We start from the raw sequence: 13098 nt of genomic DNA, 5'->3' as shown, positions 1-13098 counted from the left end.
GGTCAGGGGCACGGCCGTCGGAAACACAGGGTCAGCCCGCCACCGCGACCGTCGGCGTACCCGACTCGGCCCCGGCCTCGCCCATCTCCTCGGCGATGCGCATGGCCTCCTCGATGAGGGTCTCCACGATCTTGGACTCGGGCACGGTCTTGATGACCTCGCCCTTGACGAAGATCTGGCCCTTGCCGTTGCCGGAGGCCACGCCCAGGTCCGCCTCGCGGGCCTCGCCCGGGCCGTTGACGACGCAGCCCATGACGGCCACGCGCAGCGGCACCTCCATGCCCTCCAGCCCTGCGGTGACCTCCTCCGCCAGCGTGTACACGTCCACCTGGGCGCGGCCGCAGCTCGGGCAGGACACGATCTCCAGGCCGCGCTCGCGCAGGCCCAGGGACTCCAGGATCTGGGCGCCGACCTTGACCTCCTCCGCCGGGGGCGCCGACAGGGAGACGCGGATGGTGTCGCCGATGCCCTCGGACAGCAGGGCCCCGAACGCGACCGCCGACTTGATGGTGCCCTGGAAGGCGGGGCCGGCCTCGGTCACGCCCAGGTGCAGCGGGTAGTCGCAGGCGGAGGCCAGCTGCCGGTAGGCGTTGACCATGACGACCGGGTCGTTGTGCTTGACGGAGATCTTGATGTCGCGGAAGCCGTGCTCCTCGAACAGCGAGCACTCCCACAGCGCCGACTCCACCAGGGCCTCCGGGGTGGCCTTGCCGTACTTGGCGAGTAGGCGCTTGTCCAGCGACCCGGCGTTGACGCCGATGCGGATGGGCACGCGGGCGTCGCCCGCGGCCTTGGCGATCTCGGCGACCTTGTCGTCGAACTTCTTGATGTTGCCCGGGTTGACGCGCACCGCGGCGCAGCCCGCGTCGATCGCCTGGAAGACGTACTTGGGCTGGAAGTGGATGTCGGCGATCACCGGGATCTGCGACTTCTTCGCGATGATCGGCAGCGCGTCGGCGTCGTCGTTGGTGGGCACCGCCACACGGACGATCTGGCAGCCCGAGGCGGTCAGCTCGGCGATCTGCTGGAGCGTCGCGTTGATGTCGGAGGTACGGGTGGTGGTCATGGACTGCACGGACACCGGCGCGTCCCCGCCCACGGGGACGTTGCCGACCATGATCTGCCGGGTCTTGCGCCGGGTCGCCAGCGGGCGCGGCGGGGTGGCGGGGATACCGAGATCGACGGTCGTCACGCTTGATTCACCTCGTCTGCCGCCGGAGGGAGGGGCGGCACTTGGAATTTCGTCCGATTCACAGAGAAGACGCCCGGCGCGCTGCGCGGAGCCACGACCGGAAATCGACGCCTGTGCGGGGCGGCCGTGCTGAACCTGCCGCCGTTCCCGGATCGCGAACCCAGATTACCCGCACCTCGGAGGGTGTCCCGCACCACCGGGGAGGGCCGGACCGGACCGGGCGGCGCCGCGGCCCACCGGCCGGAACAGCCGTTCGAGAACCGGGCGGACGCCGGGTGTCCGGCGAACGTCCGCGGAGCGTCCGGCGCAAGACGGACGGGGGGCGGGGCGGGAGGCCCTCGGAACGCGCCGCGCCCGGCCCCGGGGCGGAACGGACGCGGGCGGGGGGTCGTCCGGGCCGCGGGGCACGCCGTGGCCCCCGGCCCCGCGGCGGCACGGGGAGGCCCCCGCGGCGGCGGACCCGCCGGGACCGCGCAGGCGCGCGGATCCGAACCGCCGGGTCCTCACCCCCGGGCAACGCGCGTCCGGGGCCGCGCAGGCGCGCGGGAGCCGACCGGGCGGCCCCGCTCCCGGGCACGCCGACGGGCCCCGCGGCGGCCCCGGCCCTCGGGACCGCCGCGAGCGGTCAGCCGAACAGGCGGACCGGGTTGAACAGGTCGGCGATGAGCAGGACCACGCTGAACACCAGGAAACACGCCACCACGATGTAGGCGACCGGTGTCAGCATGGCCACGTCGACCGGCGCCGGGGCCGGCCTGCGGGTGAGCTTGGCCCAGCCGCGCTTGATCCACTCCCAGAGGGCGCCCGCCATGTGCCCGCCGTCCAGCGGCAGGATCGGCAGCATGTTGAAGGCGAACAGGAAGAGGTTCACACCGGCCAGGATCTGGATCATGATCGAGGCGGTGTCGGCGATGGGCAGGCCCTGGGCCATGATCTCGCCGCCGATGCGGGAGATGCCCACGATGCCCACCGGGGAGTCCGCGGTGCGCTCCTCGCCCAGGAACGCGGCGCCGAACACCCCGGGGATCTTGGACGGCAGGGCGATGAGCGCCTCGGCCACGCCCACCATCATCGAGCCCATCTCCCCCGCCGACTCGGCGAAGGTGAGCGGGGCGCGCTCGGTGGCGAACATGATCCCCAGGAACCCGACGGTCTCCATCCGGTAGACCGGGAAGCCCTCGGAGTCGGTGACCTCGTCGCCGTCGGCGTCGGTCTCGTAGATGAAGTCGCCCTCGGCGGTGCGGGCCGGGAGCTCGTTCTCGATGATGTCGACGGTCAGCGGGATCCGCTCGCCGTCGCGCTCCACCACGAACTCGGTGGGCCCGAGGGAGTCGCGGATGAGCTGGTTGGCGTCGTTCCACTCCGGGGTGGCCCGCCCGTCGACCTCGACGATGACGTCGCCCGCGCGCAGCCCCGCCTCGTTGGCCGGGGTGGGCGGCCGGCCCTCGCAGGAGTCGACCTCGTCCTGGACCTCGGCGGAGACCACGCACTCGTTGACCACACCGATCTGGGTGGTCTGCTGCGGGACGCCGATGCCCATGAAGAGCACCGCGAGCAGGATGGCCGCCAGGATGACGTTCATGCCGGGCCCGGCGAACATGACGATGAGGCGCTTCCAGGGCGCGCGCTGGTAGAACTGCCGGTCCTGGTCCTCGGGGTCGAGTTCCACGTAGGAGGCCTCGCGGGCGTCCTCGGCCATCGCGCGCCAGCGGGAGAGCCTGCGGCCGCCGTCGTCGTCGGTGCGCCGCGCGGGCGGCATCATGCCGACCATGCGGACGTAGCCGCCCAGCGGCACGGCCTTGACCCCGTACTCGGTCTCGCCCCTGCGGAACGACCAGAGGGTCCTGCCGAACCCGACCATGTACTCGGTGCACTTGATGCCGAACATCTTGGCGGTGCCGAGGTGTCCCAGTTCGTGCCAGGCGATCGAGAACAGCAGCCCCAGAACGAACAGGACGATCCCGACCACGGTCAGCAGCAGGACCATGCATCTCTCCCTACACCGGTGTCAGGCCCGGCGTGCGACCAGTTCGCGCGCTCGGGTACGGGCCCATCCGTCAGCGGCGTACACGTCGTCGAGGGTGAGGTCCCCTGGTCGGTGGGACGCTGCACCGGGGCGCTCCGTTCGCTGATGCTCCGAGACTACCCTCGCGACGGTGTCCAGGATCGACGGGAACGCGAGGTTTCCGGCGAGGAACGCGGCGACGGCCTCCTCGTTGGCGGCGTTGTACACGGCCGGGGCGGTGCCGCCCGCCTCGCCGACCTCGCAGGCGAGCCGGACGGCGGGGAAGGCCTCGTGGTCCAGCGGCTCGAAGGTCCAGGTCTGGGCCCGGGTCCAGTCCATGCCGGGCGCGGCGTCGGCGACCCGGTCGGGGGCGCTCATGCCGTAGGCGATGGGGATCATCATGCTGGGCGGGCTGGCCTTGGCGATGGTGGAGCCGTCCACGTACTCGACCATCGAGTGGACGATCGACTGCGGGTGGACGACCACGTCGATGCGGTCGAAGGGGATGTCGAACAGCAGGTTGGCCTCGATGACCTCCAGGCCCTTGTTGACCAGGGTCGCCGAGTTGACGGTGATGACCGGCCCCATGCTCCAGGTGGGGTGGTCGAGCGCCTCGGCCGGGGTGACGCGCTCCAGCTCCTCCCGGCGGCGGCCGCGGAAGGGGCCGCCGCTGGCGGTGACGACCAGGCGGCGCACCTCGTCGCGGCGGGCGGTGACGTGCCCCTGGGCGAGGCTGCGCAGCTCGGGGCCGGGCAGGTGGGGGAAGCACTGGGCGATGGCGAAGTGCTCGGAGTCGACGGGGACGATCTGGCCGGGGCGGGCCAGCGCGCGGACCAGCGGCCCGCCGATGATGAGGGACTCCTTGTTGGCCAGGGCCAGGGTGCTCCCGGCGCGCAGCGCGGCGAGCGTGGACTCCAGGCCCAGGGCCCCGGTGATGCCGTTGAGGACGACGTCGCAGGGGTCGGCGGCGAGTTCGGCCACCCCCTCGGGGCCGGCGAGGACGGTGGCTCCGCAGCCGTGCCCGGCCAGGGCCCGCCGCAGCTCGTCGGCGCGGGCGGGGTCCGCCACGGCCACCCGCGGGACGCCGAACGCGGCGGCCTGCTTGGCGAGCAGGTCCACCCGGCCGCCCCCGGCGGCCAGTCCGGCGACGCGGAAGCGCCCGGGGTTGCGGTGGACGATGTCCAGGGCCTGGGTGCCGATCGAGCCGGTGGAGCCGAGGAGGACTACGGATCGCTGCTGTTCTTGTCGCACGCCCCCATTGTCGCGCACGCGGCGCACCGCCGCCGGGGCCTGTGGACAACGGGAGGGGAAAGGCGGGGGTCCTCCCGGCGGACCGGCGGAGCAGCGGGTTCACGGGGTCTTTACATCCGACGCCCGCTGTCCTAACTTAACCGGTGAGTAAGTTACCTCACGGTCACTTACGATCCCCCTCACCCCCGTCCCCCACCCCCGCCCCGCGGCACCCCCGCGCACCGGCCGGCCCGGATCCGGCCCTCCCCCGATGGTCCTCGGTGGCGCGACGACCCATCGGAAACCTCCCGTCCCCTGCTCCCCGAGGTTCCCGACCCATGCGTTCCCAGACCCCGCGTTCCGCTCCCCCGCGCCCGCGCCCCGCCCCCGTCCGGCTGCTGGCCGGCCTGGTGGCGGCGGTGCTCGCCGCGGTCCTGCTCTCCCCCGCGCCGGCCGCAGCAGCGGTCGGCTCCCAGATCCGCTACACGACCATCACGAGCCACGACGGCACCGCGATCAGGGCCAAGGTCATCACCCCCACCGGCACCGAGGGCCCGCACCCGCTGCTGGTCATGCCGTCCGCCTGGGGCACCCCGCACCTGCTCTACGTCGGCGCGGGCGCCCGGCTCGCCCAGGAGTCCGGCTACCAGGTCGTCACCTACTCCTCCCGCGGCTTCTGGGACTCCGGCGGCCGGATCGAGGTCGCCGGTCCGCAGGACCGGGCCGACGCGAGCGCGGTGATCGACTGGGCGCTGGAGAACACCGACGCCGACCCCGGGCGCATCGGCATGGCAGGGATCTCCTACGGCGGCGGCATCAGCCTGCTCACCGCCGCCGAGGACGACCGGATCAGGGCGGTGGCCTCGCTCAGCGGCTGGGCCGACCTCCAGGAGTCCCTGTACCCCGGCGGGACCGTCGACGTGCAGTCCGCCGAGCTGCTGCTGGGCGCGGCCGCGCTGACCGGCCGCAAGGGCGAGACCCTCCAGAACGTGGAGCGCGCCTACCGCCGCGGCGACATCGGCCCCGCCCTGGACATGGCCCCCGACCGGTCGGCGGCCACCAAGGTGGACCGGATCAACGCCAACGGCACCGCCGTGATGATGGCCCACGGCTGGAACGACGGCATGTTCCCGGTCGGCCACATCACCGACTTCTACGGCGAGCTGTCCGGCCCCAAGCGGCTCATGCTCGCCCCCGGCGACCACGCCACCCAGGAGCTGTTCGGCGCGGCCGGGCTGCCCGACGAGGTCTGGGAGGGGGTCGGCGACTGGTTCGACCACCACCTCAAGGGCGAGGACAACGGAGTGGGGGCCGCCGACCCGGTCATGGTCAAGCCCAACAACGGGCGCGGGGCCTGGTCCTCGCACCCCGACTGGGAGTCGGTGACCGGCGGCGAGCAGACCTTCCACCTGGGCAGGCCCGGCACGGACTGGACCCGCTGGCAGAGCAGCGGCGCGATGGGCGCCGAGCCCGACACCGGGTGGAGCCACGGCGTGCGCACCGGGATCGGCACGACCGCCGAGAGCGGGACCGTGCTGCTGAGCGGCGCCCTCCAGCAGTTCTTCGACGTGCCCACGGGCGTACTGCTGCCCACCGTGGACCGCTACCGGGCGGGGGTCTGGACGAGCCCCGCCTACCCGGACGGCGCCCGGGTGGCGGGCGCGCCGGAGGCGACGTTCACGCTGACCCCCACCGCGCGGGAGCAGTCGGTGTTCGTGTACCTGTACGCCATCGACTCCAACGGCCGGGGGGCGCTGCTCTCCCACGCCCCCCACACGCTGCGCGACGCGGTCCCGGGCGCACCGGTGACCGTGACCACGGAGCTGGCGCCGGTGGTGTGGGACGTGCCCGCCGGACACCGGCTGGCCGTCGTGGTGGACACCCGCGACCTGCGGTACCGCTCGGAGAGCACGATCGGGAACCGGGTGACGTTCACCTCGCCGGAGGCCGAGCCCACGCGGGTGACCATCCCCTTCGCCTGACCCCGGTCCGCTCCGGCGGGGCCGTGCGACCGAATCGGTACCGTCGCAAACCCCGCCGGACGCAAGGCCGGAACCCGGTCGAAGCGATCGGCCGGTCGCGCCGCGGCCCTGGCGGGGCGGCGCGACCGCCGTGACCGCCTCCGATGCGCCCCCGCACCGGAGGCGGTCGCCGCCGCGTCCCCGAAAAACCGCGGACACAAACTCAAAGTAGTCATGTGATTACTTCATGTGTGCAAAAATGCGGTCCATGACCTCGTCCACCGCGCACAAACTCCTGGCCGCCCTCGCCGCGGCGGCCCTGGCCGTCGGCGGCCTCGTCCACGCCGACCGGTCCCTCGAACCCGCCCAGGCCGGGACCGTACCCGAACGCCTCCACGAGGCGCACGCCGTCCTCGACGAGGCCGACGGAGTGGTACGCCAGAGCGCGGCGGTCTCCGAGGCGCAGCACCGGGCCGTGCTGTCCTACTGGACCCCCGAGCGCATGGCCGCCGCGCTGCCCATCAGCGAACTGCTCGCCCAGACCCTGCCCGGGGCCGCGGACGTGATCCCGCGCCCCGAGCCCGAGCACCAGGCGGCCCCGCGCGACGACAGCACCGGGGAGAGGTGGACCGCCGGGGGGCGCGTCGTGCGCACCACCGGCAAGGTGTTCCTGACCATGGACGGGCGCGACTTCACCTGCTCGGCGTCGGTGGTGGACTCCCCCAACCGGAGCACCGTCGTCACCGCCGGGCACTGCGCCAAGGACGGCACCGGCTCCTGGGCGCGCAACTGGACCTTCGTGCCCGCCTTCAGCGACGGCTCCTCGCCCTACGGCCGCTACACCGCCCGCGACCTCCTGGTGTCGCCGGAGTGGTCCAAGCGGGCCGACGACAGCTTCGACCTGGCGGTCGCGGTGCTCAACACCGACGGCGGCAGGTCGGTGCAGAACGAGGTGGGCGCCCAGCGGATCTCCTTCGACACCTGGACCGACACCCGGGTGCGCGAGGGCGTGCAGGTGTACTCGTTCGGCTACCCGGCGGCGTCCCCGTACAACGGCCGCGAACTGCACTACTGTTCGGGCGCCACCCGGGCGGACACCGGCGGGACCACGGCCAACGGGATGCGCTGCGGGATGACGCAGGGCTCCAGCGGCGGCCCGTGGCTGACCGGGTTCGATCCCGCGACCGGGGTGGGCACCGTGTCCTCGGTGGTGAGCTTCAAGTACGCCGACGACCGGCGGACGCAGTTCGGACCGCGGTTCGGCGCCGAGGCCCGCAAGCTGTACGACCACGCCTCCGGGCTGTAGCCCGCGCCGGTGCGCCGGACCGCCCGGGGCGGCCCGGCGCGGTGACCGCGGCGGTGCCCGCCCCGCCCCACGCGGGGCGGGAGCCGCCGGGGCCGGCCCGCCGGCCGGTGCCGGCGGGAGCCCGTCAGGAACGGCTCACAGGCTGATGCCGGTGAGCACCAGGACCCGCTCGCAGGTCAGGTCGGTCATGGCCGCGCGCACGCCCTCGCGGCCCACGCCCGAGCCCTTCACCCCGCCGTAGGGCATCTGGTCCGCGCGGAACGTCGGCACGTCGCCGATGATCACACCGCCCACCTCCAACTCCCGGTGCGCGCGGAACGCGGTCGGCAGGTCGCGGGTGAACACGCCCGCCTGGAGGCCGAAGTCGCTGTCGTTGACCGCGGCGAAGGCGGCGTCGGTGTCGGCGACCCGCTGGAGCACCAGCACCGGGCCGAACACCTCCTCGCGCATCAGCCGGCTGTCGGCCGGAGCGCCCGCGACCACCGTCGGGGCCATGGTGACGCCGTCGCGGACGCCGCCGGTGAGCAGCTCGGCTCCGCCCGCGGCGGCCTCCCGGACCCACTCCTGGACACGGACGGCCGCGGCCTCGTTCACCAGCGGTCCCACGTCGGTCTTCTCGTCGGCGGGGTCGCCGGTGCCCAGCGCCTCCACCCGTTCGACCAGGCGCGACACGAACGCGTCGTACACGGCGTCGGTGACGACGACCCGCTGCACGCCGATGCAGACCTGGCCGGCCTGGTTGTTGCCGAACAGGGCCACGCGCTCGGCCGCCCACTCCAGGTCGGCGTCGTCGAGCACCACGGCCGCGGCGTTGCCGCCCAGCTCCAGGGTGACGTGCTTGTGCGGGGCGCGCTTCTGGATCTCCCAGCCGAACGCGCCGCCGGTGAACGAGACGACCGGCAGCCGGTCGTCCTCGATGAGGCGCCCGGCCAGGTCGTCGGGCATCGGCAGCACCGACACCGCGCCGGCGGGCAGGTCGGTCTCGGCGATGATCTCGCCCAGCAGCAGCGCGGTCATCGGGGTGGCCGGCGCCGGCTTGAGGATGATGGGGGCGCCGACGGCGATCGCCGGGGCGATCTTGTGGGCGACCAGGTTCAGCGGGAAGTTGAAGGGCGAGATGCCGAGCACCGGGCCGCGCGGGACCCTGCGGACCAGGGCCATCCGGCCGGTGCCGCCGGGGTCGGTGTCCAGGCGCTGGAGCTCGCCGCTGTCGCGGCGCGCCTCCTCGGCGGCCCAGCGGAACACGGACACGGCGCGGGCGGCCTCGACCCGGGACCACTTGACCGGCTTGCCGCTCTCGGCGGTGATGGTCAGGGCGATCTCCTCGGCGCGCTCGCCGATGCGGCGGGAGATGTGGTCGAGGGCGGCGGCCCTGGCGTGCGCGGGGAGCGCCGCGGACCCGGCGGCCGCGGACCGCGCGGCGGCCACGGCCTGCTCGACCTGGTCGGCGGTGGGCACGGAGACGCGGCCCGCGACCCCGCCGGTGTAGGGGTTGACGACGGTGATTTCGCTGTCGCCGGTCGCGGCGGTGCCGGCCAGCCAGAACGGGTGCGTGGACATGCAAGGGACGCTAGTGCCGGGGCCCCGTCCGCGCCTTGTCCAGAATTGCCAGGCGGGCACCGCCGATTGGCCGCGATGGAGCATGTCGGCGCGGTCTTCTAAGGTCGTGCCGTACGGCACGACGCGCGCACCCGCGCCCCGACGAAAGGCCCTCCCATGGGCGTATCCCTCTACTACAGCGCCGAGCGCGGCACCCCGCTGACCGCGGACGAGCGCGCGGCCGTCGAGCGCCTGGCGAGCGCGGGCGAGGACTCCCTGCGGGAGGAGGCCCTGGAGCTCTTCCCGGTCTGGCACGCCTCGGGCGAGGTACCGCGGGAGTACCGGTCCCCGGCGGAGGTCTTCGAGGGGCTGTACCTCTACGCCGACGACCACCTCTCCGCCGGGCAGGTGCTGGCCGGGTCCAGCAAGATGCCCCCGGCCGCCTGCGGGGGCGAGCCCCTCCTCGCCCAGCTGCGCCACTACCTGGACGCCCTCACCCTGATGCGGCGCGCCCTGCCCGACGCCCGGTGGCACGTCCACGCCGAGGAGGTCGAGATTCCCTGGACCGAGGACGGGTACACCCTGGGCGACGCGACCACGTGAAGATCCCCTCCGGTCTCCCGACTGGCACCGGAGGGTTCTTTCGTACACAGTGGTGGTGAGGGCCCCGCCGTCGTGTCCGGTCCGGGTCCTCGGGTCCGCCGCCGCCGACGGAAGCCCGGGAGTGCCCATTGCCGCTTGTCTACCGCACGCTCATCGCGGTCCCGGAGGACCAGGACCCCATCGCCGCCGCGTCGGCCGTGCTGTCCCGGTGGCTGAGCAAACGGGGCAACTCGGGAGCGCGCGTGGACTTCACGGCCTCCGGCCGCTATGAGCTGAGCAACCGCTCCCGGGCTCTCGTGGTGCGGCACGACAACCCCGACGAGGGCCTGTCCTTCCTCCGGCTGACCACCGAGTCCGACAAGCCGGACGGGGTGTGGCGGACCGTCGTCACGGTCGTGGTGGACCCGGAGCTGGCGCCGTGGCGGTACCTGTGGCTGGACATGACCGTGGACACGGCGGGCGCCTCCGAGCAGCCCCGGCTCGACATCATGCCGCCCGAGGCCGCGCGGATGCTGCTGGACGCCCTGCCCGCGCACGACGGCCGCCACCGGGTGCCCTCGGCACCGGTGATCGTGCGGGGCCGCGACGACTCCCTGATGGACGTGCTGGTGTCCGCGATCCGCGACCCCGAGCGGCGGCTGGCGGTGCTGGCGACCGGCGCGCCCGGCGACGTCACCGTCGCGGACTGGCGCACCTCCATGGCCGCCGCCCTGTCGCGGTGCACCGGCATGTGCTCGGTGTACGTGCTGGACTCCGCCGCCCAGGAGCGGATCGTCGACCTGCTGCCCGCCGGTATGGACATCCCCTCGGGCGGGGTGCGGACCTTCTTACCCGGGATGGAGGGGGACCCCTCCCGGCACCCGCGGATGAGCCCGACCACACTGGACACCGCGCGTGACGGAGAGCGCATCCGCAACTGGGTGGGGGCGGCGCTGTCCCGGCGGGTACGGGAGAACGCGCTGGAGGTGGCCCTGCCCGGGCCCCTGCCCGCGGTGGACGCCCTCCTGGCCGAGGAGACCGACGACCTGCGCCGCACCCCCTCCCCCGCGACGGGCGCCTCCCCCGGCGTCCCCGCCGCGGGGGCGCATCCGGCGGCCGATCCCGCCCCGGCCGCGGACCTGGCCGCCGTCCAGGAGGCCAAGGCCCTGGAGGTCCAGGTGCAGCGCCTGCGGGAGGAGGTCACCCGGCAGGGCGAGCGGATCGGTGAGCTGTCCGAGGAGCGCCGCCAGCTGCTCGCCGAGAGCGCGGACCTGGCCGAGGAGCTGGAGGAGGAGCGCGGACGGCTGCGCGCCGCCCGCTACGAGGTGCGGTGGCTGCGCGAGCAGGCCCGCGAGTCCGGGCTGTTCCAGCTGTCCGCCGCCCCCGCGCCGCGCGACCCGTCCCGGCGCCCCCCGTACAGCGTGTCCGAGCTGCTGGAGCGGATCACCGACGACACCGCGCTGCCGCACCTGTTCTTCACCATCGAGGACCAGACGGTCTACGAGCTGTCCGACAGCCGCAAGGAGACGCTGTGGGTGACCCGGGCCTGGGAGGCCCTGCTCGCCCTGAACGACTACGCCCGCTACCAGTTCGACAACCCCGACCGGGGGCTGGGTTTCCACTCCTACCTGAAGGAGAACCCCGACGGGTACCGGGTGATCCCGGTCAAGCGGCTGGCCTCGCAGGAGTCGGACCACGTGCGCAACCGGGGCAAGCTCAACGAGAAGCGGTTCTTCCGGGTGCCGGAGGACGTCCACCCGGCCGGGCGGGTGCCGATGTACGCGCACATCAAGCTCGACATCGAGTACGGGATCTGCCCGCGGCTGTACTTCTACCCCGACCTGGGGCCCGGGACCACCAACCGGGTGTACATCGGGTACCTGGGACGGCACCTGCCGGTGCAGCAGTCGAACTGACCGCGCGTACCCTGGGGCCGTGAGGGGAACGAGCACCCGGGCCGTACGGGTCCTGGCCGAGGACGAGTGGCGCGGGCGCGCCCGCCGCCACGAGGAGCGGGTGGACGCGCTGACCGCCGGCCACCTGAGGCGCCGCCGGGCGGGCGAGAGCCACCCGGTGGAGGACTTCCTGTTCACCTACTACAACCTCAAGCCCGCGCGGCTGCGGCGCTGGGACCCCGGGGCGGGCACCGTGCTGGCCGGCGAGGGCGCGCGGGAGCGGCTGGCGGACCGGTTCGCGGTCCGGACCCCGCTGGGCGTGGGCCTGGACGCGGCGGCGTTCCTGGAGGCGCGGCCGGTGGTCGGGTTCGTGGAGCGGCTGCTGTCGGCGGTCGCGGACCGCCCGGCGCACCTGGGGTGCTTCGGGCTGCACGAGTGGGCGATGGTGTACCGCACCCGGGAGGTCCGGCACGGCGGGGTGCCGCTGCGGCTGGGGCACGAGGGGACCGACCGGGTGGTGGAGTCGCACCGCGTCCGGTGCTCCCACTTCGACGCGTTCCGGTTCTTCACCGACGAGGCCAGGCCGCTCAACACGCTGCGGCCCACCCGGGAGACGCAGGTCGAACTGGACCAGCCGGGCTGCCTGCACGCCAACATGGACCTGTACAAGTGGGCGTACAAGCTGTCCCCGGCGGTGCCCTCGGAGCTGGTGGCGGACTGCTTCGAGCTGTCCCGGGACATCCGGGAGCTGGACATGCGGGCCTCACCGTACGACCTCGCGGACCGGGGCTACGCTCCGGTGCGGATCGAGACGGCCGAGGGCAAGGCCGAGTACAAGGACGCCCAGGAGGGGTTCGCCGAGCGCGGGGCGGTACTGCGCGCGCGGCTGCTGGACGCGTGCCGGACGCTGCGCGACGCGGCCGCCTAGCCGCGGGGCAGGGCGCAGGAGGCGGTGCCGCCGGGCAGGCGGTGGCGGTGCGCGGCCACCCACCCGTAGGCGACGCGGTTGGCCGAGCGCAGCAGCGGCAGCCGCATGAGGCGGCCCAGGGGGCGCAGCGCGGGCCGGGAGTGCAGCAGCACCTCGGCGACGGCGTCGCCGCCGCGCAGGCGCCGGCCGTCGGCGTGGACCACCCAGGCCGCTTCGGAGGTCTGTTCGGGTGTGAGGCCGAGGGCGGCGAGGTCGGTGTCCTGCCAGGCGGCGAACGCCGTGCGCGCGCCCAGCCGGTCCCGCGCCACCGCGACCATCCGCTTGCAGAAGCCGCAGTCGTCGTCGTACAGGAACGTGCCCGCCGGGCTGCCCGTGCTCATACCCCCATCATGCCCCCGCCGCTCCGCGGCCACGAGCGGGGGGCGGCGGGCGCGCTCTCCCCGCCCGCCGCCCCCCGGGG

General features: G+C 73.9%; 10 protein-coding genes. 5 read left to right on the top strand and 5 right to left on the bottom strand.

The window, feature by feature from the left end:
- Nucleotides 1-31: 31 nt before the first annotated feature.
- The 3 genes from ispG to dxr form a co-directional block, all read right to left on the bottom strand.
- Nucleotides 32-1192 (bottom strand): flavodoxin-dependent (E)-4-hydroxy-3-methylbut-2-enyl-diphosphate synthase, encoded by a 1161-nt coding sequence (gene ispG / locus BUE45_RS11035; protein ID WP_073378469.1) that lies wholly within the window; start codon nucleotides 1190-1192, stop codon nucleotides 32-34.
- A 625-nt stretch (nucleotides 1193-1817) separates the two neighbouring features.
- Complete coding sequence (locus BUE45_RS11030) at nucleotides 1818-3179, bottom strand: M50 family metallopeptidase (RefSeq protein ID WP_073378468.1); 1362 nt, start codon at nucleotides 3177-3179, stop codon at nucleotides 1818-1820.
- 21 nt (nucleotides 3180-3200) lie between these two features.
- Complete coding sequence (gene dxr / locus BUE45_RS11025; RefSeq protein WP_073378466.1) at nucleotides 3201-4448, bottom strand: 1-deoxy-D-xylulose-5-phosphate reductoisomerase; 1248 nt, start codon at nucleotides 4446-4448, stop codon at nucleotides 3201-3203.
- A 317-nt stretch (nucleotides 4449-4765) separates the two neighbouring features.
- On the opposite strand from dxr, the gene BUE45_RS11020 reads away from it, so the two are divergent.
- Together BUE45_RS11020 and BUE45_RS11015 are read left to right on the top strand one after the other, a co-directional pair.
- Nucleotides 4766-6409 (top strand): alpha/beta fold hydrolase, encoded by a 1644-nt coding sequence (locus BUE45_RS11020; RefSeq protein WP_073378463.1) that lies wholly within the window; start codon nucleotides 4766-4768, stop codon nucleotides 6407-6409.
- A gap of 247 nt (nucleotides 6410-6656) precedes the next feature.
- Entirely contained in the window at nucleotides 6657-7694 is a 1038-nt protein-coding gene (locus tag BUE45_RS11015) for a trypsin-like serine peptidase (protein ID WP_073378904.1), read from the top strand.
- Nucleotides 7695-7829: 135 nt separating this feature from the next.
- On the opposite strand, the gene BUE45_RS11010 is transcribed toward BUE45_RS11015, so the two are convergent.
- Complete coding sequence (locus tag BUE45_RS11010) at nucleotides 7830-9254, bottom strand: aldehyde dehydrogenase family protein (protein WP_073378460.1); 1425 nt, start codon at nucleotides 9252-9254, stop codon at nucleotides 7830-7832.
- Between the two features lie 156 nt (nucleotides 9255-9410).
- Between BUE45_RS11010 and BUE45_RS11005 the strand changes: the two genes are divergently transcribed.
- The 3 genes from BUE45_RS11005 (at nucleotide 9411) to BUE45_RS10995 (ending at nucleotide 12638) form a co-directional block, all read left to right on the top strand.
- Nucleotides 9411-9836: a hypothetical protein gene (locus tag BUE45_RS11005; RefSeq protein WP_073378457.1), complete on the top strand. Its 426-nt coding sequence runs from the start codon at nucleotides 9411-9413 to the stop codon at nucleotides 9834-9836.
- A 128-nt stretch (nucleotides 9837-9964) separates the two neighbouring features.
- Nucleotides 9965-11731 (top strand): hypothetical protein, encoded by a 1767-nt coding sequence (locus BUE45_RS11000; RefSeq protein WP_073378454.1) that lies wholly within the window; start codon nucleotides 9965-9967, stop codon nucleotides 11729-11731.
- A gap of 19 nt (nucleotides 11732-11750) precedes the next feature.
- The gene (locus BUE45_RS10995; RefSeq protein WP_073378451.1) at nucleotides 11751-12638 is read left to right on the top strand and encodes a 3-methyladenine DNA glycosylase; all 888 of its coding nucleotides are present in this window, start codon (nucleotides 11751-11753) and stop codon (nucleotides 12636-12638) included.
- On the opposite strand, the gene BUE45_RS10990 is transcribed toward BUE45_RS10995, so the two are convergent.
- The gene (locus BUE45_RS10990; RefSeq protein ID WP_073378449.1) at nucleotides 12635-13018 is read right to left on the bottom strand and encodes a thiol-disulfide oxidoreductase DCC family protein; all 384 of its coding nucleotides are present in this window, start codon (nucleotides 13016-13018) and stop codon (nucleotides 12635-12637) included. The genes BUE45_RS10995 and BUE45_RS10990 overlap by 4 nt on opposite strands.
- Between the last annotated feature and the right edge of the window lie 80 nt (nucleotides 13019-13098).

Origin of the sequence: Nocardiopsis flavescens (assembly GCF_900141985.1) — a bacterium.
GTDB lineage: Bacteria > Actinomycetota > Actinomycetes > Streptosporangiales > Streptosporangiaceae > Nocardiopsis > Nocardiopsis flavescens.
This window is presented reverse-complemented; position numbering and strand designations above follow the sequence as displayed.